This window comes from Candidatus Methylomirabilota bacterium (assembly GCA_035936835.1).
GTDB lineage: Bacteria > Methylomirabilota > Methylomirabilia > Rokubacteriales > CSP1-6 > AR37.
This window is the reverse complement of the sequence record DASYVT010000019.1, coordinates 1-22641: the sequence shown is the minus strand read 5'-3', so window position 1 is coordinate 22641 and position 22641 is coordinate 1. Positions and strand designations below refer to the sequence as shown.

The following is a 22641-nucleotide window of genomic DNA, read 5'->3' as shown; positions in this document are numbered from 1 at the left end:
ACCGGGCGGAGCCCAGACACGCCGGCGCGGCGGTGCGGTTAGAGCAGCTTCTCCATGATGAGCGTGTCCACCCACTGGCCGTCGAGCATGCCCTGCTCGTGGTGGACGCCGACGCGTGAGAAGCCCAGGCGCTCGTAGAGCTTGACGCCCCCTGTGTTGGTAGGGAAGGTGGAGAGCGCCATCTTGTGGTAGCCGATCTCGCGCGCCATCTCGATGAGCCGCTCGAGCAGGCGATGCCCGACGCCCTTGCCGCGCCACGCGCGCTCGACGTAGACGGAGAAGTCGGCGACGTGCCGGTAGGCGGGGCGCGCGTTGAAGGCGTTCAGGCTGCCCCATCCGACCACTGTACCTGCGGCGCTTGGCGTCCCGCCTGATTCCGCGACGAGCACGGGGTGGCGGGGGCCGCGTGCCGCCATCCACTCGCGGCGCTCCTCCGGCGTGCGCAGCTCGGTCTCGAGCGTCGCCACGCGGTCCTCGATGCCCTGGTTGTAGATCAGGCAGACCGCTTCCGCGTCGCCCGCGCGCGCGGGCCGGAGCGTGACCGCTGCCGTCACGTCGCCGGCTCCAGCTCGCGCGCGTCGAGGCGTCCGGCTTTTTTGAGCGTGGCGAACTCGCCGAGCGTCTTCCGGATGCCGTCCTTGAGCGCGGTGCGCGGCGCCGGGCCCAGGTCTCGCTGGTAACCGGGATCGGCCAGCTCAGACGGGAAGGGGATGGGTTGCTCGACGTGCGTGATCGTTCCCTTCGCGGAGGGCCAGGCCTCCTCGATCAGCCGCGCGATATCGACGACCTTGGCGGATTCGCCGTGGAGATTGTAGACGCGCGCGCCCTCGAGGGTGGCCGTGGAAGCGGCGATGCGGGCGCGGGCGACGTCGTCGGCGTAGATCAGGTCCGTGGCGCCGCCCCAGCGGATCTGGAAGGGGCGCCCGAGCACGGCCGACTTCATGGCCAGCGTCGGGTCGGCGGTGAGGCCGAAGTCGCGCCCGGGGCCGTACACCGTCAGCGGCCGGAAGCCCATCGACGGGATCTTGTGCTCTTCCCAGTAGATCCGCGCCGTCTCCTCGTTGGCGACCTTGTAGACGCCGTAGTGCGTGGCGGGCTTGGGCGGCGAGTCGTCGGTGACGGGCCCCGGGCCGTAGAGATGCGGCGGGCCGAAGACCGCTGCCGAGGAGAAGTAGGCGACGCGGGCCACGCGCTCGCGGTGGGCCTTGGCCGCCTCGAAGACGTTCGCCGTGCCGACCACGTTGATGAGGGCGCCGCGCGAGGGGTCCTGGCGGCAGAGCGGCACCTGCCAGGCGGCCAGGTGGATGATGCGCGTGATCTTGTGCTCGCCGACCACGCGGCTCACGCCCTCGCGGTCGGCGATGTCGCCCTTGACCATGACGACGTCGTGCAGCCGTTCCGGCCCTAGGATCATGCGCATGCGCCACGGGTCGTCGCCCACGTCGAAGGCCACCGGCTTCTCGCCGGCCTCCAGCAGCCGCTTGCACACCCACGCTCCGATGCAGCCGAACGCTCCCGTCACCAGCGTCGCCATGGTGTGTAGGATCTCCTCGCCACGCGGTCTGTACGCCGCCGACTTTTATACACCAGTGTTGGGTATAATGCGGCCCGTGTTCGACAGCAAATTCTTCGAGGAGTCGTGGCCCACCATCTCCCGCGGGCTCGAGTCCGAGGCGGACGCCGAGACCGAGGTCGGCTGGATCCTCGGCTACGTGCGGCCGCCGGCCGGCGGGCGCGTCCTCGACGCGCCGTGCGGCTTCGGGCGCCACTCGCTCGCCCTCGCGCGGCGCGGCTTCGACGTCACCGGCGTGGACCTTTCCGAGACCGAGCTCGGCCGGGCGAAAGAGCGCGCTCACACCGCCGGCCTGCCGCTCCAGCTGGTCAAGCAGGACATGCGCGACATGGAGTTCTCCGGCGAGTTCGACCTCGCCTTGAACCTCTTCTCGAGCATCGGCTTCTTCACCGACGACGAGGACCGCCTCCTCCTCGACCGGTTTTGCACCGGGCTCAAGCCGGGTGGCGCCTTCGTCCTCGACACGCGCAACCGCGACTTCGTCATCCACGACGTGACGCCCGAGGAGACTGTGCGGCTGCCGGAGGGTACGGTCCGCGTCAAGAACCGCTTCGACGTGCGCACGAGCCGGATCCAGCAGGACTGGTGGCTCGAGGACCAGCAGCGCCTGCTGGGCCAGACCGAGATTCGCCTCTACTCCGCCCACGAGCTTCTGCGCATGCTGCGCCCCGAGCGCTGGTCCCAGGTCGAGCTCTTCGGCGGCCTCGACGGACGCCCGTTCGTCCTCGAGTCCCCCCGCATCGTCCTCGTGGCCACTAAGTAACGCCCGATGAGGGCCCAGCGTGAGCATCCGCGAGCTCGCCCGGCATGAGTGGGCGCTTTTCCGGGAGCTGCGGCTCCGCGCCTTGGCCGAGTCGCCGAATGCCTTCGCCCGAACTCTCGCCGAAGCGCGCGAACAGACCGACGCGTACTGGGTCCAGCTCACGGAGTCTGTGACTGCGCCGGGCGGCCAGGTGATGCTCGTCGCAGAGGCGGAAGGACGCCCAATGGGCCTGGCGTTCGGGCTCTTCGACAAGGAGCGCCCCAAGACCGGCCACGTAGGTGGGATGTGGATCGAGCCCGCGGCCCGCGGGCAGGGCGCCGGGCGGGCCTTGCTCGAGGCTGCGATCGCCTGGGGGCGCTCTCGGGACCTGGACCGGCTCGAGCTGTGGGTGACGGAGGGGAATGTCGTCGCCACCCGCTTGTACGAGCGAGCCGGGTTCACGGACACCGGGCGTCGGGACACGCTCCCGTCCAACCGAACACTGCAGATCATCCAGATGGCACTCAATCTCTGAGAGGAGACCCATGAAGCCCCTCGTGGTCCTTGCCGGCCCCATCCATCCGGACGGCGTCAAACAGCTCGAAGCGGAAGCGCGCGTGGTCGTCTCGAACGAAGAGACGGAAGCGGGGATGATCAAGGCCGCCCAGGAGGCCTCTGGCATTCTCTTCCGCACCAAGCCCAACTGCACGCGCTCGCTGATGGCGGCCTGCAAGCAGCTCAAGGTCATCGGCCGTCACGGCGCCGGGCTCGATATCGTGGACCTCGAGGCGGCCACGGACCTCGGCGTTGCGGTGGTCCACGCCCCGGGCTCCAACTCCAACTCCGTCGCCGAGCACGCGATCATGCTCATGCTGGCCTGCGCCAAGCAGGCGGTGGTCGTGGACAAGCGCACGCGGCTGGCCGATTGGGGCAAGAGCCGCTGGCAGGGCTTCCTCGAGATGAACGGGCGGACGCTCGGCATCATCGGCGTCGGCAACATCGGGCGTCGGATAGCGAAGATCGCGGGCGCCATGGGCATGCGCGTGATCGGCTACGACAAGTACGTGGCGGCCGATGAGGTCCGAAACCGCGGCGTCGAGCCCATGCCGGACATGGCCTCCGTCCTCCGGCAGGCCGACGTCGTCACGTGCCACACGCCCCTCACGCGCGAAACCCGCCACATGATCGACGCCGCGGCGATCGCCCTGATGAAGCCCGGCGTGATCTTCATTAACACCTCTCGCGGTGGTGTCCAGGATGAGGACGCGCTGCGCGTGGCGCTCGAGGGCGGCAAGATCCGCGCGGCGGGCATCGACGTGTTCGAGGAGGAGCCGGTCTCCTCCGACAGCCGTCTCCTCCAGCTCGACAACGTGATCGTGAGCCCGCACATCGCCGGCGTGACCGAGGAGACGACCCGCGGCATGGCTATGCAGGTCGGCGCCGAGATGCTGCGCGTGCTTCGCGGCGAGAAGCCGCACGTGCTCGGCAACCCAGACCTCTGGCCCAAGCTCGGCCACCTGAAGTAGACTCAGAGGCACACAGACACGGAGGACGAGATGCCTATCGACACGCGCCACCCGAGAGAGATCCGAGCCGACATCCGCAGCGGGAAGCTGAGCGGGATCACCGCCGGCCAGGGCCCGGGCTTCGTCCAGGCCAACATGGCCGTGCTGCCCAAGGACGATGCTTATGACTTTCTCCTCTTCTGCCAGCGCAACCCGCGCCCGTGTCCGCTGATCGAGGTGACGGACGTGGGCTCGCCCGAGCCCGTCGGCGTCGCGCCGGGGGCGGACCTCCGCACCGACCTGCCGCGCTACCGGATCTATAAGGACGGCGTGCTCGCGGACGAGGTGACGGACGTGAAGGCCTTCTGGCGCGACGACCTCGTCGCCTTCCTCCTCGGCTGCTCCTTCACCTTCGAATGGGCGCTGATGGACGCGGGCATCCCGCTGCGGCACGTGGATCGCGGCTGCAACGTCTCCATGTGGAAGACCAACGTCGCCTGCCGCCCGGCGGGCCGCTTCCACGGCCCCATGGTCGTCTCGATGCGGCCCATCCCGTACCAGATGGTCGCCAAGGCCGTGACGGCCTCGGCGCGCTTCCCCGGCGCCCACGGCGCGCCGGTGCACGTGGGCGATCCCGCGCACCTCGGCATCAAGGACATCTCGAAGCCCGACTGGGGCGATTTCGTCGGCATCGAGGCTGGTGAAGTCCCGATGTTCTGGGCCTGCGGCGTGACGCCCCAGGCGGTGGCGCTGGCCTCCAAGCCCTCGTTCATGATCACCCACAGCCCGGGGCACATGTTCATCACCGACGTCCCGAACTCCACCCTCGCGGCGTTCTAGCCGGTGGGGATCTATGCAGAGCCCCGCTTCCTGCCCTGCGGGGACCTCGCGCTGTCGGTCGAGCTGGGCGACGACATCAACCGCGAGGTCAACGCGCGGGTTCTCGCGCTCGAGTACCTGATCCAGCAGAAGGCGCTCGGCGGCGTCACCGAGACGGTTCCGAGCTACCGGTCGCTGCTCGTCTACTACGACCCCTTCACGGTCGGCTGGGACGAGCTGACCAAATCCCTTCGCGCCCTGTGCCGTGAGGCGCGCCCCGAGGTCCTGCCGCCGGCACGTACGGTCCAAATCCCGTGCTGCTACGGTGAAGACCTGGGCTTCGAGCTCGCGGCGGCGGCCCGGAAGCTGGGCTTGCCGCCGGAAGAGGTCGCGCGGCTCCACGCTTCGACCGACTACTACGTCTACTTCGTCGGCTTCACGCCGGGGCTGCCGTACATGACGGGCATGCCCGCGCGACTCGAGATCCCGCGGCTCGATCAGCCGCGGACCAAGACGCCGCCCGGCAGCGTCGCCATCGGCGGCATCCAGTGCTGCATCTACTCGGTCGAGAGCCCCGGCGGCTTCTGGGTGCTCGGTCGCACTCCGCTGCGCCTGTACGACCCGGCGGCCGGCGACCCCATCCTGCTCCGGGCCGGCGACCACGTCCGCTTCCGCATGATCACGCGCGCTGAGTACGACGCGATCGCCGCGGCCGTGGCCGAGGGCACCTACACCCCGCGCATGGAGCGCGTCTGATGCCGAGCGTCCTCATCCACGACGCGGGGCCGCAGACGACCGTGCAGGACCTCGGCCGCCGCGGCTCGCTGCGGGTGGGCATCCCGCCGTCGGGCCCGATGGACCGCGAGGCCTTCCTTCTGGCCAATCGCCTTGTCGGCAACGCCGACGACGCCGCGGGCCTCGAGTGCACGCTCATCGGGCCGCGCATCGAGTTCGCCGACGAGCGCTGGATCGCCGCCACGGGCGCCGACATGCCCGTCACGCTGAACGGGTCGGAGATGCCGCGCTGGGCCGGCTTCGAGGTGAAAGCGGGCGACGTGCTGAGGCTGGGAGCGGCACGTTCCGGCGTGCGCGGCTATCTCGCCATCTCGGGGGGCATCGATACGCCGCCCGCGCTCGGCTCGCGCGCGACCTATCTCCGCGGCCAGCTCGGAGGCTTCGAAGGGCGCGCTCTTCGCAAGGGCGACTGCCTGCCGCTCGGCTCCGCCTCGGGCGGCGCGCCCGCGGAGGTCCACGAGGAGATCATCCCCGACTACACGGTGGAGCCCAAGGTGCGCGTGGTGCTCGGGCCCCAGGACGACCGCTTCAGCAAGCGCGGCATCGCGGCGCTCTTCGACGCGCCGTACGAGATGACGCCGCAGAGCGACCGCATGGGCGCTCGCTTCCGCGGCGCGCGCATCGAGCACACGCGCGGCCACGACATCATCTCCGACGGCGTGGCCCTGGGCGGCATCCAGGTGGTCGGCGACGGGCAGCCCATCGTGCTCCTGGCCGACCGGCAGTCCACGGGCGGCTACACAAAGATCGGCACGGTATGCTCCTTCGACATCGGGCGAGTGGCCCAGGTCAAGCCGGGGCAGCGGCTGCGCTTCCGTCAAGTGAGCGTGGCGGAAGCCCACGAGTTCCTGCGCGCCTACCGCCGCGAGCTCGACGACGCGGTACACACGGAGGCAACGTCATGACCCTCGAGACTCTCGTCAACGACTACAAGGCCAAGACCTCCCGCTCGCGCCAGATGTACGAGGAGGCGCTCCGGGTCATGCCGGGCGGCAACAGCCGCACGACGACCTTCTTCGACCCGTACCCCTTCTACATCACGCGCGGCGCTGGCCCCCGCATCTGGGACGCCGACGGCGCCGAGCGCCTCGACTTCAACGGCAACTACACGAGCCTGATCCTGGGCCACGCGCCCCCGTCGGTCGTCGAGGCCGTCGCCGAGCAGGCGACGCGCGGCATGTCCTTCCCCGGGCCGAGCGAGCACGAGGTCAAGCTGGCGGGGCTGCTGACCCGGCGTATCCCGAGCATGGAGGTGGTCCGCTTCGCCAACTCCGGCACCGAGGCGACCATGAACGCCGTGCGCGCCGCGCGCGCCTTCACGGGACGGAGCAAGCTCGCCAAGTTCGAGGGCGCCTACCACGGCACGCACGACTGGGTGCTGGTGAGCGTCTCGCCGGATCCGGCCAAGTCGGGCTCGCGCAAGCGGCCGAAGCCCGTCGCGTACTCGGCAGGCGTGCCGGACACCGTGCTCAAGCACACCGTGGTCCTGCCGTGGAACGACGCCGAGGCGTGCGTGAAGATCCTCGAGAAGCAGGGGCGCGACATCGCGGCGCTCATCGTGGACCCGCTCATGGCCAACGCCGGCCTGCTCGTGCCCCAGCCGGGCTTCCTCGAGCGCCTGCGAGAGGTGACCGAGCGTCTCGGGATCGTCTTGATCTTCGACGAGGTCATCTCATTTCGCGTAGCCCCGGGCGGCGTCCAGCAGCGCTTCGGCGTCCGGCCGGACCTGACCACGCTCGGCAAAATCATCGGCGGCGGGCTCGCCGTCGGCGCCTTCGGCGGTCGCGCCGACGTGATGAACTACTACGACCCGCGCGGCGGCAAGGGGCGTATCAGCCACGGCGGCACCTTCAACGCCAACCCGGTGACCATGGCCGGCGGCGTCGCGACCATGCAGGAGCTGACCCCCGAGGCCTACGCGAGGCTCGACGCGCTCGGCGATCGCCTGCGCGCGGGCGTCAAGCGCGTCCTGTCCAAGCGCAAGCAGCCGGGGCAGGTGACGGGCCTCGGCTCGCTCTTCTGGATCCACTGGACGAAGAAGCGCCTCTCCGACTACCGCTCGAGCCGCCCCGCGGACGCCGAGCGGCCGCTCCGCACCTTCATGGCGCTTCTCAACGACGGCGTGCTCCTGACCCAGCGGGGGCTCGGCTGCTGCTCGCTGGCCATGGCCGATGCGGATGTCGATCGCTTCCTCGAGGCGTTCGGCAGCGTCGTCGAGAAAGAGGCGTAGGGCGCGCGAGGCGAGGCATAATGGACGGCAAGGGGGGGTTCCCATGACCACAGCGAATCGCATCGTTTCAGGGATGACGGCCATCGTGGTCGCCGCGGCGCTTTCGGGTTGCGCGTCGTCCACGCCGGCCACGCCCAACGTGTACGCTTACCCGGCCAAGGGCCAGACGACCCAGCAGCAGGCGCAGGATACGAGCGAGTGCCAGACCTGGGCCAAGCAGCAGACGGGCTGGGATCCGACAACGAGCACGGCGAAGGGCGCCGGTATCGGCCTCGCCATCGGCGCGCTGACCGGCGCGGCGGCAGGAGCCGCCATCGGTGCGGCCACCGGACATGCGGGCACGGGCGCGGCGATCGGCGCCGCGGCCGGCGGCGTCGGTGGCGCGGCCTACGGCGGGACGAGCCAGTATGGGAAGGGACAGGCGGGCTACGACCAGGCCTTCGGCGCCTGCATGAGCGCCAGAGGCTACACGACGAAGTAGCAGCGCCGTCGCCCCGACGCGGTTGCGAATCCCGCGTCGGGGCGTAGTTCCCATTGCGGCCCCGGAGCCCATCCATTAAGATGATGGGGCTGCCATGACGGACACTCAGGTTCCCCTCAAGCGGACTCCATTGCGCGACGTCCACGCCGCGGCCGGCGCCAAGATGGTTCCCTTCGGCGGCTGGGACATGCCCGTCCAGTACACGGGCATCATCGAGGAGCACCGCTGCGTCCGCTCGGCCGTCGGGCTCTTCGACATCAGCCACATGGGCGAGTTCGAGGTGCGCGGGCCCGGCGCGCTCGCCGCGATTCAGACGATCACTACGAATGACGCCTCGACGCTCGCCGTGGGCCAGGTCCAGTACTCGCTGCTCTGCTATCCCGAGGGCGGCATCGTGGACGACCTGACGCTGTACCGGCTGGCCGAAGACCACTACATGCTGACGGTCAACGCCTCCAATATCGACAAGGACTGGGCGTGGGTGACCGAGGGCGGCAGAGGCGGCGGCTGGACGAACGTGAGTGCCGAAACGGGGCTCCTGGCGGTGCAGGGGCCCAAAGCGGAGGCGCTCGTCCAGCGGCTGGCCGACCGCGACGTGACGCGCGTCCCCTACTATCACTTCGCGCAGGGCGCCGTCGCGGGCGTGCCGTGCCTCATCTCGCGCACGGGCTATACGGGCGAGGACGGCTTCGAGCTGTATGCGCCCGCGGCGCAGCTCGAGACGCTCTGGCACGCGCTGATGGATGCTGGCAAGCGCGACGGCATACAGCCCATCGGGCTCGGGGCGCGGGACACGCTGAGGCTTGAGATGAAGTTCGCGCTCTCCGGCAACGACATCGACGAGACGACGAACCCGCTCGAAGCGGGGCTCGGCTGGGTGGTCAAGCCGGCCAAGGGCGAGTTCGTTGGGCGCAAGGCCATCGAGACGATGAGGGCCGCGGGAGTCACGCGCAAGCTCGTGGGCTTCGAGATGGCCGAGCGCGCCGTGGCACGCCACGGCTACCGCCTGCTCAAGGCCGGCGACCCCGTGGGCGTCGTCACCTCCGGCTCCTTCTCGCCGAGCCTCGAGCGCTGCATCGGCATGGGATATGTCCGGGCCGACCTTGCACCGGTCGGCGCCGAGCTCGACGTGGACATCCGCGGCCAGGCCCACCGGACGCGGGTCGCCAAGACTCCGTTCGTCCCCTCACACGCCAAGAAGATCTAGGAGAGCGCGATGGCGAATGTTCCAGCAGACCTGCGGTACACCAAGGAGCACGAGTGGGCCAAGCTCGAGGGGGACAAGGCCCGCGTCGGCATCACGGCCTTCGCCCAGGAGCAGCTGGGCGACGTGGTCTTCGTCGAGCTGCCCAAGGTCGGCGCCAAGGTCACCGCCATGAAGACCTTCGGGGTGGTCGAGTCGGTCAAGGCCGTCTCGGACCTCTTCGCGCCGCTCAGCGGCGAGGTGGTCGAGATCAACGTCGAGCTGCCCAAGAAGCCCGAGGTCGTGAACGCCGATCCCTACGGTAAGGGCTGGATGATCGTAATCAAGCTCGCCAGCGCCAAGGAGTGGGACGGGCTCATGCCGGCCGGCGACTACGAGAAGCTCATCGCCGCGGCGGGGCACTGAGACCATGCGCTACATCTCCAATACGCCAGCCCAGCAGCGGGAAATGCTGGCGCAGATCGGCGTGGGATCGATCGAGGACCTCCTGGAGCGGATTCCCGCCAAAGCGCGTCTGTCCCGCCCGCTCAACGTGCCCGCGGCCATGGCCGAGACCGACCTCGTCCGCCACCTGCGGGCACTCTCGGCGCTGAACGCCAACGCCGACGACTACGCCTGTTTCCTGGGCGCGGGCTCCTACGACCACAGCGTGCCGAGCCCGATCAATCACCTGATCTCGCGCGGCGAGTTCTTCACGGCCTACACGCCCTACCAGCCCGAGGCGAGCCAGGGGACGCTCCGCTCCATCTTCGAGTACCAGAGCATGATGGCGGAGCTATGCGGGATGGACGTCGCCAACGCGTCGCTCTACGACGGCGCCTCGTCGGTGGCCGAGGCCGCGCTGATGGCCCACGCGGTGACGGAGCGGAACGTGATCGTCCTCTCGAAGGGCGTCAACCCGCTCTATCGCCAGGTCGTCGAGACGTACTGCGAGGGACCGGGCATCCGACTCAAATCGGCGCCGATCGGCGACGGGGCGACGGACCTCGACGCCCTCCGCAAGGCCGTCTCGGGCCAGACGGCCGCCGTCGTCATCCAGCACCCGAACTTCTTGGGCTGCCTCGAGGACGTCAAGGCGGCGGCCGACATCGCGCACGCGGCCGGCGCGCTCCTGGTCGTCGTGGCCGACCCGGTGAACCTGGGACTGCTCACCCCGCCCGGCGCGCTCGGCGCGGATCTGGTCGTGGGCGAGGGGCAGGGGCTCGGCGTGCCGATGAGCTTCGGCGGCCCGAACCTGGGCGTGTTCGCGGCGAAGCAAGAGCTGGTGCGGCGGATGCCCGGCAGGCTCGTCGGAGCCACGGTGGACCTCGACGGCCAGCGCGGCTTCGTGCTTACGCTCCAGACCCGCGAGCAGCACATCAGGCGCGAGAAGGCGACCTCGAACATCTGCACCAACGTGGCCCTCTGCGCGCTGATGGCGACGATCTACGTCTCCATCATGGGCAAGGTCGGGATCCGCAAGGTCGGAGAGCTGTCCACGGCCAAGGCGCACTACGCCGCCGAGACGTTCGCGAAAATCCCGGGGGTGCGCCTCCGCTTCACGGCGCCCTTCTTCAAGGAGTTCACCCTCGAGCTTCCGAAATCCCCGGAGCGCGTGGCGAAGCGCTTGATGAAGGAGAAGATCCTGGCCGGCGTGCCGCTCAAGGCCTTCGACCGCACCCAGAAGGACTGCCTGCTCGTGGCCGTGACAGAGAAGCGCACCCGCGGCGAGATCGACGCGTATGCCGCGGCGCTGGCCGCGGCGGTGGCCTGAGGCGCCCATGCACATCGCCAAGCCCGGCTACGACAAGTTGATCTTCGAGCTGTCCTGTCCCGGCCGCCACGCCCACTCGCTGCCGGAGTGCGACGTCCCCGTGAGCGACCCGGCCCAGCTCCTGCCGAAAGAGCACCTCCGCGCGACGCCGCCCGAGCTGCCCGAGGTGTCGGAGGTGGACGTCGTCCGCCACTACTCGCGCCTGAGCCAGATGAACTACGGTGTGGACACGCACTTCTACCCGCTCGGCTCCTGCACCATGAAGTACAACCCGAAGATCAACGAGGACATGGCGCGGCTCGCGGGCTTCGCCCGCCTGCACCCGCTCACGCCCGAGGCTGCCGCACAAGGGGCGCTCCAGCTCATGCACGAGCTGTCGCGGGACCTGGCGGAAGTCTCGGGCATGAACCACGTCTCGCTCCAGCCCGCGGCAGGCGCGCAGGGCGAGCTGGCCGGGGTGCTGATGATCCGCGCCTACCACCTCGCGCGAGGCGAGCGGCGCACCAAGGTCCTCATCCCCGACTCGGCCCACGGGACCAACCCAGCCTCGACGGCGCTGGCGGGCTACTCGGTGGTGGAGCTCAAGAGTGAGGCCAACGGCGACGTGGATCTGCTCGACCTCGAGCGGCACCTAGGAAACGACATCGCGGCCTTCATGATCACCCAACCCAACACGCTCGGCCTCTTCGAGTCCAAAATCCACCAGATCACCGAGATGTGCCACGCCAAGGGCGTGCAGGTCTACATGGACGGCGCCAACTTCAACGCCATCCTCGGTATCACGCGCCCCGGTGACCTGGGCTTCGACGTGTGCCACTTCAACCTGCACAAGACCTTCACGACACCGCATGGCGGCGGCGGCCCCGGCGCGGGGCCTGTCGGCATCAAGGACCATCTCGCGCCGTTCCTGCCCACGCCCGTCCTCGTCAAGGACGGCGACGAGTACGCTTTTGACTGGAACCGGCCGCAGTCCATCGGTAAGCTCCAGGCGTTCTGGGGCAACTTCGGCATGCTTGTGCGGGCGTGGACCTACATCCGCACCATGGGCCCCGACGGCCTGCGCGCGGTCTCCGACAACGCCGTCCTCAACGCCAACTACATCCTGAGCCGCCTTGAGGGAGAGTACGACCGCTCCGCGCCCGGGCCCTGCATGCACGAGTGCGTGCTCTCGGCGCGGCGGCAGAAGAAGCTCGGCGTCACGGCCACCGACATCGCCAAGCGCCTTCTCGACTTGGGCTTCTACGCGCCGACGACGTATTTCCCGATGATCGTGGAAGAAGCGCTGATGATCGAGCCGACCGAGACCGAGTCCAAGGAGACGCTCGACGAGTTCTGCGACGCCATGATCCGGATCGCGCGCGAGGCGCGGGAAAACCCGCAGCTGATCCACGACGCCCCTGTGACGACGCCGGTGCGCCGTCTCGACCAGACGGGCGCCGCGCGCCAGCCGCGCCTCAAGTGGACGCCCCAGGCCAAGTGACACTCCCCACGTTCCGGCTCCTCGTCACCGAGCCGCTGGACGGCGCCGCCAACATGGCGCTCGACGAGGCGCTGCTGCTCGGGCGGCTGCGCCACGGCGCTCCGCCCACGCTCCGCTTCTTCGCCTGGGCGCCGCCTACGATCTCGCTCGGCTACGGCCAGCGGCTCGACGGCCGGATCGACACGGGGGCCGCGGAGGCGATGGGTGTCGGCCTCGTCAGGCGGGCGACGGGGGGCAGCGCCATCCTCCACGAGGGCCCCGATCTCGAGATCACCTACAGCGTCGCGGCGGCGGCGGGCGACTTCGACGGCGCGGCCGACCTCCTCGAGACATACCGCTGGATCGGCGAAGGGCTCCTGGCCGGCCTGCGCGCGCTGGGTGCGCCCGTCGAGATGGTGCCCGTCCAGCCCTCGGATCCGGCGGCGATGCCCGCCTTCTGCTTCGCGCGGACCGGCTCCTTCGAGCTGGAGGTGGACGGCCGCAAGCTCGTGGGCAGCGCCCAGCGGCGGCAGGGCGCGGCCTTCCTCCAGCACGGCGCCATCATGCTGGGGGCCGAGCCCGGGCGGCTGCGGCGCGTCTTCCCCGGTGGGCGCGACCCGCTGGCGGACATGACGACCCTCGAGGCCGTGTTGGGCCGGCGCCCGTCCTTTGATGAAGCCACCGAGGCGCTCGCCGAGGGCTTCCGCACGGCGCATGGGCTCACGCTCGAGCTGGGCGGCTTGTCGGAGGACGAAGCGGCGCTGGCCGCGATGCTCGAGCGCGAGAAGTACGCGACCGACGGCTGGACGCGGGCCGGCCGCGCCCCGCGCGCGCTCAGCGTCATCTGATGGCCGGGGCCGCGCGTGAATTTCCCGACGCCCCGCGGGTCGGCGTGGGCGCCGTGGTCCTCGACGGCGAGCGGGTGCTGCTCGCGCGGCGCGGCCGCCCGCCGAGCCAGGGAAAGTGGAGCATCCCGGGCGGACTCGTCCATCTCGGCGAGCGCATCGAGGCCGCGCTGGTGCGCGAGATCGAGGAAGAGTCGGGGCTGCACGTGCGCGTCCTCGGCCTCTGCGGCGTCATCGACCGCGTCCTGCGCGAAGGGGACGCGGTCCGCTACCACTACGTGATCATCGACTACGTCGCCGAGTCCGTGGGCGGACGGCTCCAGGCGGGCAGCGACGCCGCTGAAGTCCGCTGGGTCGCCGTGGACGACCTCGGCCAATACGACACCACCGACGGGCTCGCGGACATGGTCCAGCGGGCCCGCGCCATCCAACGAGCCGCAACAGCCCAAAGCAACCAATCAGCCACAGACATCTAACTAGGAGGCCGATTCGATGAAGCTCTCCCTCGACACAAGCGGCCTCACCGAGGTCCGCGCCGACGCGCTCATCTTAGGCCGTCACTCGGACGACGCGAAGGTCACCGGAGCGCTGGCTGCGGTGGACAAAAAGCTCGGCGGCCTGCTCTCCAAGGTCATGGCTGCCGAGAAGTTCGAGGGAAAGATCGGGCAGGTGAGTCACGTCCACACGGACGGCCGCCTGCGCGCGGCACGCGTGCTCGTGGCGGGGCTCGGCCCGAAGAAGGGCAGCGACGCCGAGGCCGTGCGCCGGGCCGCGTCGGCCGCCGCGCGCCGCGCCCGCGATCTCGGCGCGCGGAGCGCCGCGGCGTACCTCGCCGCCGACGGGGTGCCGGCGCGAGCCCGCGCCCAGGCGACCGCGGAAGGCGCGGTGCTCGGCACGTACCGCTTCGACAAGTACCTCAAGGAGAAGAGCCCGAAGCGCCTCGATTCGCTGGCGGTGAGCGAGCCCGAGCGGCGGAGCCAGGCCGCCGCCGAGGACGGGATGCGGGCGGGGGAGACCTGGGCCGCGGCCACCTGTCTCGCGCGCGACCTCGTCAACGAGCCCGCCAACGTGGTGACGCCCGCCTACCTCGCGCGGCGCGCGCAAGAGATCGCCCGGGCGGGGCGCCTCGGAATCAAGGTGCTCGAGCGCGCGGACTGCGCCAGGCTCGGCATGGGCGCCTACGTCGGCGTCGCCCAGGGCAGCCACGAGCCGCCGAAGTTCATCCACCTGACGTACAAGCCGAAGGGACGCGCGCGGAAGCGCGTCGTCGTCATCGGCAAGGGCATCACCTTCGACTCGGGCGGCCTCGACCTCAAGCCGGCCGACGGCATGTACCGGATGAAGGACGACATGTCGGGCGCGGCCGCGGTGCTGGGGCTCTTTCAGGCGCTGCCCAAGCTCGCGCTGCCGGTCGAGGTCCACGGCCTCATCGCCGCTACCGAGAACATGCCCTCCGGCACCGCGCAGCGTCCGGGGGACGTGGTGCGCGCCATGAACGGGCTCACGATCGAGATTGGCAACACCGACGCGGAGGGGCGGCTCACCCTCGCCGACGCGCTGGCGTACGCGGCGAAGGAGATCAAGCCGGACGAGATGCTCGACCTCGCGACGCTGACGGGCGCCATCGTGGTCGCGCTCGGCATGGGTCTCTCCGGCGTCTTCGCGACCGACGACGGCCTCGCGGATCGCGTGCTGGGCGCCGCCGAGGCCGCCGGGGAGAAGATGTGGCGGCTGCCGCTGCACGACGAGTACAAGGAAGGGCTCAAGAGCGACATCGCCGACCTCAACAACATCTCGAGCCAGCGCGGCGGCGGCGCCATCGTGGCCGGCCTCTTCATGCGCGACTTCACCGACGGCCGCCCGTGGGCGCACCTCGACATCGCCGGCACGGCCTTCACCGAGCGCGAGCTGCCGCTCGGGCCCAAGGGCGGCACGGGCGTCGGAGTGCGCACGCTGCTCGCGTACCTCTCGGCGCTCGCCGGCAAGCGGTAGATGCCCGGCGGCGTAGACCTTCACACCCACACGACCGCGTCCGACGGGACCTACACACCGTCCGAGCTCGTGGCGGAAGCGTCCAGACGCGGTGTGCGCGTTCTCGCCATCACCGACCACGACTCGACCGAGGGGTTGGTCGAGGCCATGGCGGCCGCCGCGCGCAGCCGTCCGCTCGAAATCCTCCCGGGCATCGAGATCAACTGCGACGTCGAGGGCGCCGAGATCCACGTCCTGGGCTACCTCATGGACTGGCAGGCGCCGTGGTTCCAGGAGTTCTGCCGCGAGCAGCGGCGGGAGCGGCGCGAGCGCGTCCACCGGATGGTCGAGCGGCTGGCCGCCCTCGGCATGCCGCTCGAGGCCGACGAGGTCTTCGCGATCGTCAAGGAGGGCTCGGCGGGGCGCCCGCACGTGGCGCAGGTCATGGTCGCGCGCGGCTACGTCAAGACGGTGCGCGAGGCCTTCGACAAGTACCTGGGCTCGGGCAAGCCCGGGCACGTGCAGAGGAAGAAGCTCACGCCGGCGGATGCGGTCCGGCTGATCCGGAAAGCGGGCGGCGTGCCGGTCTTCGCGCACCCGGGGCTCGCCGACCGCGACGCGCTGATCCCCGGGCTCATCGCCGCCGGCCTCATGGGCATCGAGTGCTACTACGCCGAGCACTCGGCCGCCCAGCGCGCGGCGTATCTGCAGATCTGCAAGGACCACGACCTGGTCGCCACGGGCGGCTCGGATTTCCACGGCCCCAAGGTGCGCGCCGCCAGCCTGGGCTCTCCCGCGGTTCCCATGTCCGCGGTCGACGCCCTCCGCGCCAAGGCCGCCGCCTCTCGAGCCGCGCTCGCGTCCTAGTTCTCCGCGATTGCCGCACCGCGAGGCGGGCGGGTCCTGTCGTCGGGGGCGGCCGGCGCGCGACCAGCTTCGCCACCCTACCCTGGCGTGAATCGCAGCCCTGCGGGCTGCGCACACTTGGGGAGGGCCCACTCCGCAGGCCGCGCTCCGGCCGCCCCCGACGCCACCCGCCCGGTCATGGGAGGCTTGTTCAGGAATAGTTGGGGAACATTCTCTGGAAGACTTCGGGGGGAGTGCGCGGCTTGAAGTAGGCCATCTGCCGCTCCGAGTAGTCTGCGCCGCCGCGGAAGACGATGGACGCGGTGGCGATGAGCGTGCCCGACGACGTGCTCAGCGTGCTCTCGGTCCGCCAGAAGGTCCGCTTGCGGTCTACCGGCGCCACGTCAGCGAAGCGCCCGGACGCGACGAGCGTGCCGTCGAATGGCGCGTCGGGCTCGTGGAGGCTGACGGCGAGACGGTTGGTCAGGCCGCCTTCCTTCATCACGAGCGCTCCCAGCCACCACGCGACCTCGTCGAGCAGCACGGGCGCCACCGCCGGGTGGAGGCGGTCGCCGCCCGCGCGCCAAGGCGCGCGCGGAGTCAGTCGCGCCCAGACGCCTTCCTCGTCGAAGGACAGCGCCACCTGGAGGCCGAGCGGGTTGCCCGCGCCGCAGGCCAGGCAGTAGTCCGACATGGGCAGGGGAGAGCCGTCGCCGCCGCCGGTCCACGCGCGCGCCGTCGCGGGCGCCGCCGGCAGGTCGGCGACGCTGCCGCTCGTCAGCGTATGGCCGTCCTTGAGAATCGTGAGGCCGACGGCGTCGTTGCTCCGGTCAACCTGGAGATCGAGCGCCGTCTCGATCGGGACGGACGAGGTCAGGCGCCCGTCGACGCGGCGGGGGCCCGGGGCGCGGCCGAGCCGTATCGCGGCGGCGTCTACTAACCCAACGAGGCAGCCGCCGTGCACGATGCCGGGCCAGCTCTGAAGAGCCTTCGGTGCCTCGAGCCTGCCGCGTCCTGCCTGGGGCAAGCCCAGAGTCTCTTCGAACACCTGCTCAATGGTGTCCAGCGGCGGGCCTACTCTCCGCGCGTGCTACATTTAGCAAGAGTCATGGCAACGGAAATTCTAACAGGAGTCATGGCAACGCACGTCATGGTCGCGGCCATTCTACGCGTCGGCGAAAGCGGGCCGCAACGTTCGTGATCCGCGGGCTCGATCTCGTCGCCAACGGGCCCTTCGCGCGGGCGACGCTCACGAGCTTCTTCTTCATGTCGAGCCTCAGCTGTTTCATCCTCCTGCCGCTGTACGTCCACCGACTGGGCGGGACGGAGGCCGAGATCGGCCTGGTCCAGGGCGTCTACAGCGCCGCCGGCATCGTCTGCCAGCCCGTGATCGGACTCTGGCTCGATCGTGTCGGCCGCCGTTTTTTCATGACGCTCGGCGTGTCCCTGCTTATCGTCTCCTCCGCCGCCTTCCTGGTGCTCCACTCGCTGGCGCTGCTGGCCGCGCTCCGCGTCGTCCAGGGGCTGGGCTTCTCGGCCTTTTTCGTCGCGAACTACCTGCACGTGGTGGACCTCGTGCCGGTGGAGCGCCGGGGCTGGGCGCTCGGCATCTACGGCGCCTCCGGCTTCCTCGGCACCGCGCTCGCTCCCGTCGCGGGGGAGATCATCGTGAACCGCCTGGGTTTCCACTGGCTCTTCGCGCTGTCAGTGCTGCTGGGCGGCGTTTCGGCCTGCCTCGTGGTTACGACCCGCGGGATCCGCCCGCCGACATTGGGCGATGGACCGGGGATCGGCTCGCTGCGCGCGGGGCTGGCCGAGGTCTTTCGGCTGCACATGGCGCTGACCTTCTTCTTCGGGCTCGGGACGGGCGTCATGTTCACCTTCGTGCCGACCTTCGGCGAGGGCTTGGGCGTCCACAGCGTCAGCCTCTTCTACACCGCCTACGCCATCGCGGCGGTGGGAGTGCGCGTGGGTGGCGGGAACCTCATCGACACGCGCGGGCGGCGCGCGACCATCATCCCCTCCATGTTCGTGCAAGCTGCCTCCGCAGCGCTGCTGACCGCCATGGCGCTCCTGGTGCAGCCGCACATGACCGCGCCCGTCGTGCCGTTTCTCTTCCTGGCCGGGCTGCTGGCGGGCGGCGCCCACGGCTTCCTCTACCCGGCGCTCGCGGCGCTCCTGATGGACGTGACCCCGGAGGCCCGGCGGGGAGGCGTGGTCGGCATCTTCAGCGCGGTCTTTCTCGTTGGCAACGCGCTGGGGTCCATCGTCTTCGGCTACCTCGCTCACGGCCTGGGATACGGCGTCATGTGGAGCACGCTGACGTTCCTGCTGGCGGCTGGTTTCCTCCTCTCCTTCCGGCTCCGCGTTGGCCACGCAGTCAAGGCGTCCCATGCGATTTGACTTGGCCCGACCCGGGCCCGATACTGCTGGCGCGCATGGCGCGCATGGCGCGCGTGGCGCGCAGGCGCGCCGGAGGAGGGTGAAGATGGCGAGGCTCGCACGGGTGCCGCACGTCGGACTGCCGCTCCTCATTGCCGCCGCGCTCGCCGCCGCGCCCGCGTGCCTGCCCGCGCAGACGCCCGCGCCCGCCGGCCCGCAGGAGGCCGGCCCGCAAGAGGCCGGAGTAGTCGGGCTCTTCCTCGATTCCGCGAGCCTCCAGCCCACCGTGATCCTGCAGGGCCTCCGCGACCGCCGGAGCTTCGGCATGGCGATCGGCGCGGCGGAGGCAACCGGTATCGTCTATCCTCTCGAGAATCGCGTTCCGCCGCGACCGCTGACCCACGATCTCTTCCTGACGCTCTTCGGCCGGCTCAAGGTCACGGTCACTCGCGTGGTCATCACGGATCTCAAGGACGGGATCTACTACGCCACTGTGTTCCTCGACGCGGGCGGCAAGGAGATGCAGCTCGACGCGCGCCCGTCCGACGCCATCGCGCTCGCGATCCGCGCCAAGGCGCCGGTGCTCGTCGAGGACCGCGTGTTCGACAAGTCCGAGCTTCTGCCGGGTCCGTCCCCGGCGCCGCGCATCTAGCCGATGGCCCGGGACGAGCCCGCGGGCGCCGGCGCGCCGGCGGAAGGCGGGGACCTCGACAGTCACGAGTGGGCCATCCAGCGCCGCATCGACGACGTCTTCGCCAAGCTCGGGGAAAAGTTCGGGGATCTCTCCGGGCGCGTGGTGGTGCGGATCAAGCCCGAGACGACGTTTGCCCAGATCGGAGGGCTCCGCGAGGCCAAGAGCATCGTGCGGAGCTTCGCGACGGCGCTGACCGACCCCGAGCTCTACCGCAAGTGGGGCATCACGCCGCCCAAGGGCGTCCTGCTCTACGGCCCGCCCGGTACGGGCAAGTCGCTGCTGGCCCGCGCGCTCGCCACCGAGACGAGCTCGGTCTTCTACCACCTCAAGCTGATGAACCTGACCTCCAAGTTCGGCCCGAACACCGGCGAGCTGCTGCAGGAGATCCTCGCCGTCGCGAAGGAGCAGGGCAAGGGCGTGCTCTTCCTCGACGAGGCCAACGCGCTGTCGCTCGAGCACCTGCTCCCGCCCGCGCAGGCGCGGGAGGCCTCCGCGCGCCTGGTGGCGGCGCTCTGCGAAAAGCTCGATGCCCTCGACGACTTCTCGCGGATGCTCGCCATCGGCTCCACGAGCCGCACGGACTCGGTCGACGCCTCGCTGGTCGCCCCGGGTCGTCTTGATCGCCTCGTCGAGGTGACGCTGCCGGACGGTCCCGACCAGCAGGAGATCCTCGAACTGGCGCGGAAACGCGCCGAGGGCAACGCGGGGCGCACCCTCTTCGCGGCCCTCGACTACCGCTCGCTCTTGCCCCCGATGGGCGGCATGAGCGGCGCCGAGCTTTCTGAAATCAACCGGCGGGCGCTCGAGCAGAAGGTCCACGCGGCGGGGCAGGGGCAGGACAACGGGCTCGTCACGACGCAAGATCTCCTCCAGCAGATCGACCGCTACCGCCGCACGCGGGAGATGGTCGAGAAGATCCGCTACGGACAGTACCTCTAACAGACGGGAGCCAACATGAGCGAGACGGTGCTAAGCATGGGACACATGCCGATGGAGGCGGTTCACGCCGACGACCGGCCGTGGGAGACGCTGCGCTGGCCCGGCCAGTGGAGCAAGATGCTGTTCCACCCGCGCCCCGAGCGCCCCACCGAGCCCAACGCCGGCCTCGTGCGCTACGAGCCCGGCTCCCACCACCCCTTCCACACGCACGACTTCGCACAGGTCTGGTACATCCTCGAGGGCGAGTTCGAAATCGGGGAGACGATGTACGGGCCCGGGACGATGCTCTTCTACCCCGACCCGCACTTCGAGCCGCCGCTCGTGACGAAGACCGGCGGGCTGATGCTCTTCTGCCAGTACCAGGGGCCGACAACGCAGGGCCGCCCGATCTACGACGGCCGCTTCAACATGACCGCCCGCAAATCCGTCGCCGAGGAAAACGTCGACATCTGATCCGCAAATGTTCCGGAGCGGTGGTAGGATGGCCGCTCGATGCCCTCGGTGACCCACATTCGCGTCCGCTACAAGGACACCGACACCATGTCGGTCGTCTACTACGGCAACTACCTGACCTACTTCGAGGTCGCCCGCGTCGAGTACCTGAGGCAGAGGGACCTGCCGATGTCCGAGGTGGACAAGCGCATCCACATGCCCGTCGTGGAGGCCTTCGTGAAGTACGTCAAGCCCGCCAAGCTCGACGACCTTCTCGAGGTCAGCTCGCGCGTCAGCCTGCGCAAGCGGGCGAGCTTCACCTTCTCGTACGAGATCAGGAACGAGGCCAAGGAGCTCGTGGCCACGGGGTTCACGCGGCACGCCTGCTGTGACCCCGCCACGGCCAAGATGATCGCGCTGCCCGACTGGCTCAAGGAGATCATGCCGGATGCCGACCTCGACCCGACCGATCGCTGACATCGCCCGCGAGCTGGGGCTCGCGGAGGAGGAATGGCTGCCGTATGGCCGCGACAAGGCCAAGGTGCTGCTGCCGGCGCTCCACGCCCGGAGCGCCGTGCCTGACGGCAAGCTCGTCGTGGTTTCGGCGATCACCCCGACGCCTGCCGGCGACGGCAAGACCACGATGACGATCGGTCTCGGCCAGGCGCTGTGGCGTGTGGGCGCGCGGCCCGTCATCGCGCTCCGCGAGCCTTCGATAGGTCCCACGCTCGGCATGAAGGGTGGCGGCACGGGCGGCGGCCGCTCCCAGGTCGTGCCCATGGAGGACATCAACCTTCACTTCACGGGCGACTTCCACGCGGTCACCTCCGCCCACAATCTCCTCGCCGCCGCCGTGGACAATCACCTCCACCACGGCAACGCGCTCGGCATGGACGTGCGCCAGGTGCTGTGGCGGCGCGTACTGGACGTCAACGACCGAGCGCTCCGCAACGTGGTCGTGGGGCTTGGCGGCCGAATGGACGGCGTGCCGCGCGAGGCGGGTTTCCTCATCACCCCCGCCTCGGAGATCATGGCGGCGATGTGCCTGGCCGAGGATCTGAGCGATCTGAAGGCGCGACTCGGCCGCATGCTGGTGGCGCTCAAGCCCGACGGCACGGCCGTCCTCGCCGACGAGCTCAAGGTCACGGGTGCCATGGCGGCCTTGCTCCGCGACGCCGTCCACCCGAACCTCGTCCAGACCATGGAGGGGACGCCGGCCCTCGTCCATGGCGGGCCCTTCGGCAATATCGCCCACGGCTGCAACTCCGTCGTCGCGACGCGCATGGCGCTCAAGCTCGGCGACATCTGCCTCACCGAGGCCGGCTTCGCGACCGACCTCGGCGCCGAAAAGTTCTTCGACATCAAGTGCCGGCTGGCTGGGCTCCGGCCCGACGCGGCCATGATCGTGGCGACGGCGCGCGCGTTCAAGTACCACGGCGGCGTGCCGTTGCCCGAGCTGGGCAAGGAGAACGTGGAGGCGCTCGTCCGCGGCCTCGACAACCTCGACGCCCACGTCGCCTGCGTCCGCCAGTTCAAGGTGCCGGTGCTGGTCGGGCTCAACCGCTACCCGACCGACACCGAGCGCGAGTACCAGGCCGTCCTCGACCGCTGCGGCAGGCTCGGAGTGCAGGCCTACGTGGCGGATGTCTTCGGCAGGGGCGGGGAAGGGGGCGAGGACCTCGCGCGTGGGCTCCTCAAGCTCCTCGAGACCGAGCGCTCGGCCTTCGCGCCGCTCTACCCGCTCGACGCCTCCGTGAAGGCCAAGCTGGAGACCATCGCCACCCGCATCTACGGCGCGGACGGAGTCGAATACCCGAAGAAGGTGGACCGTCAGATCGCTCAGGCCGAGGCGCTCGGCTACGGCCGGTTGCCCGTCTGCGTGGCCAAGACCCAGCGGTCGCTGTCCGACGACCCGACCCTGCTCAACCGGCCGCGCGGTTTCCGGATCACGATCAACGACCTGCGGATCTC

25 protein-coding genes are annotated in these 22641 nt (G+C 70.0%); 22 read left to right on the top strand and 3 right to left on the bottom strand.

What is annotated here, in order from left to right; translation table 11 throughout:
* Window positions 1-38: 38 nt before the first annotated feature.
* Together VGV06_01630 and VGV06_01625 are read right to left on the bottom strand one after the other, a co-directional pair.
* Entirely contained in the window at window positions 39-554 is a 516-nt protein-coding gene (locus VGV06_01630) for an arsinothricin resistance N-acetyltransferase ArsN1 family A (GenBank protein ID HEV2053855.1), read from the bottom strand.
* Window positions 551-1534, bottom strand: coding sequence for an SDR family oxidoreductase (locus tag VGV06_01625; protein ID HEV2053854.1), 984 nt, complete (start codon window positions 1532-1534; stop codon window positions 551-553). The genes VGV06_01630 and VGV06_01625 overlap by 4 nt, the downstream gene beginning before the upstream one ends.
* A gap of 76 nt (window positions 1535-1610) precedes the next feature.
* On the opposite strand from VGV06_01625, the gene VGV06_01620 reads away from it, so the two are divergent.
* From VGV06_01620 to VGV06_01545, 16 genes are all read left to right on the top strand, one after another.
* Window positions 1611-2336: a class I SAM-dependent methyltransferase gene (locus tag VGV06_01620; GenBank protein HEV2053853.1), complete on the top strand. Its 726-nt coding sequence runs from the start codon at window positions 1611-1613 to the stop codon at window positions 2334-2336.
* Window positions 2337-2355: 19 nt separating this feature from the next.
* Window positions 2356-2850, top strand: a complete 495-nt coding sequence (locus VGV06_01615; GenBank protein ID HEV2053852.1) for a GNAT family N-acetyltransferase — start codon at window positions 2356-2358, stop codon at window positions 2848-2850.
* 10 nt (window positions 2851-2860) lie between these two features.
* Window positions 2861-3841: a hydroxyacid dehydrogenase gene (locus VGV06_01610; protein HEV2053851.1), complete on the top strand. Its 981-nt coding sequence runs from the start codon at window positions 2861-2863 to the stop codon at window positions 3839-3841.
* A 30-nt stretch (window positions 3842-3871) separates the two neighbouring features.
* Entirely contained in the window at window positions 3872-4660 is a 789-nt protein-coding gene (locus tag VGV06_01605; protein ID HEV2053850.1) for a putative hydro-lyase, read from the top strand.
* 3 nt (window positions 4661-4663) lie between these two features.
* The gene (gene pxpB / locus VGV06_01600; GenBank protein HEV2053849.1) at window positions 4664-5395 is read left to right on the top strand and encodes a 5-oxoprolinase subunit PxpB; all 732 of its coding nucleotides are present in this window, start codon (window positions 4664-4666) and stop codon (window positions 5393-5395) included.
* On the top strand, window positions 5395-6339 hold the full coding sequence (locus VGV06_01595) for a biotin-dependent carboxyltransferase family protein (GenBank protein ID HEV2053848.1): 945 nt from the start codon (window positions 5395-5397) through the stop codon (window positions 6337-6339). Before pxpB ends, VGV06_01595 begins: the two co-directional genes overlap by 1 nt.
* Window positions 6336-7664, top strand: coding sequence for an aspartate aminotransferase family protein (locus tag VGV06_01590; GenBank protein ID HEV2053847.1), 1329 nt, complete (start codon window positions 6336-6338; stop codon window positions 7662-7664). Before VGV06_01595 ends, VGV06_01590 begins: the two co-directional genes overlap by 4 nt.
* 43 nt (window positions 7665-7707) lie before the next feature.
* The gene (locus VGV06_01585) at window positions 7708-8145 is read left to right on the top strand and encodes a glycine zipper family protein (protein ID HEV2053846.1); all 438 of its coding nucleotides are present in this window, start codon (window positions 7708-7710) and stop codon (window positions 8143-8145) included.
* A 94-nt stretch (window positions 8146-8239) separates the two neighbouring features.
* Entirely contained in the window at window positions 8240-9352 is a 1113-nt protein-coding gene (gene gcvT, locus VGV06_01580; GenBank protein HEV2053845.1) for a glycine cleavage system aminomethyltransferase GcvT, read from the top strand.
* Window positions 9353-9361: 9 nt separating this feature from the next.
* A complete protein-coding gene (gene gcvH, locus VGV06_01575) occupies window positions 9362-9754 on the top strand; it encodes a glycine cleavage system protein GcvH (GenBank protein ID HEV2053844.1) in 393 nt (130 codons plus the stop codon).
* Window positions 9755-9758: 4 nt separating this feature from the next.
* On the top strand, window positions 9759-11102 hold the full coding sequence (gene gcvPA / locus VGV06_01570; GenBank protein ID HEV2053843.1) for an aminomethyl-transferring glycine dehydrogenase subunit GcvPA: 1344 nt from the start codon (window positions 9759-9761) through the stop codon (window positions 11100-11102).
* Window positions 11103-11109: 7 nt separating this feature from the next.
* Window positions 11110-12582, top strand: a complete 1473-nt coding sequence (gcvPB, locus tag VGV06_01565) for an aminomethyl-transferring glycine dehydrogenase subunit GcvPB (GenBank protein ID HEV2053842.1) — start codon at window positions 11110-11112, stop codon at window positions 12580-12582.
* Entirely contained in the window at window positions 12579-13409 is an 831-nt protein-coding gene (locus VGV06_01560; protein ID HEV2053841.1) for a biotin/lipoate A/B protein ligase family protein, read from the top strand. The genes gcvPB and VGV06_01560 overlap by 4 nt, the downstream gene beginning before the upstream one ends.
* Window positions 13409-13882, top strand: coding sequence for an NUDIX hydrolase (locus tag VGV06_01555; protein ID HEV2053840.1), 474 nt, complete (start codon window positions 13409-13411; stop codon window positions 13880-13882). The genes VGV06_01560 and VGV06_01555 overlap by 1 nt, the downstream gene beginning before the upstream one ends.
* 16 nt (window positions 13883-13898) lie before the next feature.
* Window positions 13899-15398, top strand: coding sequence for a leucyl aminopeptidase (locus tag VGV06_01550; protein HEV2053839.1), 1500 nt, complete (start codon window positions 13899-13901; stop codon window positions 15396-15398).
* On the top strand, window positions 15399-16244 hold the full coding sequence (locus VGV06_01545) for a PHP domain-containing protein (GenBank protein HEV2053838.1): 846 nt from the start codon (window positions 15399-15401) through the stop codon (window positions 16242-16244).
* A gap of 190 nt (window positions 16245-16434) precedes the next feature.
* Here the strand turns inward: VGV06_01545 and VGV06_01540 are convergent, their stop codons facing one another.
* A complete protein-coding gene (locus tag VGV06_01540; GenBank protein ID HEV2053837.1) occupies window positions 16435-17271 on the bottom strand; it encodes a hypothetical protein in 837 nt (278 codons plus the stop codon).
* A 149-nt stretch (window positions 17272-17420) separates the two neighbouring features.
* Here VGV06_01540 and VGV06_01535 point away from each other — a divergent pair, with 149 nt between their 5' ends.
* From VGV06_01535 to VGV06_01510, 6 genes are all read left to right on the top strand, one after another.
* Window positions 17421-18626: an MFS transporter gene (locus VGV06_01535; protein HEV2053836.1), complete on the top strand. Its 1206-nt coding sequence runs from the start codon at window positions 17421-17423 to the stop codon at window positions 18624-18626.
* An 85-nt stretch (window positions 18627-18711) separates the two neighbouring features.
* The gene (locus VGV06_01530) at window positions 18712-19257 is read left to right on the top strand and encodes a bifunctional nuclease family protein (protein ID HEV2053835.1); all 546 of its coding nucleotides are present in this window, start codon (window positions 18712-18714) and stop codon (window positions 19255-19257) included.
* 3 nt (window positions 19258-19260) lie between these two features.
* The gene (locus tag VGV06_01525; GenBank protein HEV2053834.1) at window positions 19261-20238 is read left to right on the top strand and encodes an AAA family ATPase; all 978 of its coding nucleotides are present in this window, start codon (window positions 19261-19263) and stop codon (window positions 20236-20238) included.
* 15 nt (window positions 20239-20253) lie between these two features.
* Window positions 20254-20691 (top strand): cupin domain-containing protein, encoded by a 438-nt coding sequence (locus tag VGV06_01520; protein HEV2053833.1) that lies wholly within the window; start codon window positions 20254-20256, stop codon window positions 20689-20691.
* 39 nt (window positions 20692-20730) lie between these two features.
* Entirely contained in the window at window positions 20731-21147 is a 417-nt protein-coding gene (locus tag VGV06_01515) for a thioesterase family protein (protein ID HEV2053832.1), read from the top strand.
* Window positions 21119-22641: formate--tetrahydrofolate ligase (locus tag VGV06_01510; protein HEV2053831.1), on the top strand; the 1523-nt coding region annotated here is incomplete at its 3' end. The genes VGV06_01515 and VGV06_01510, both read left to right, overlap by 29 nt.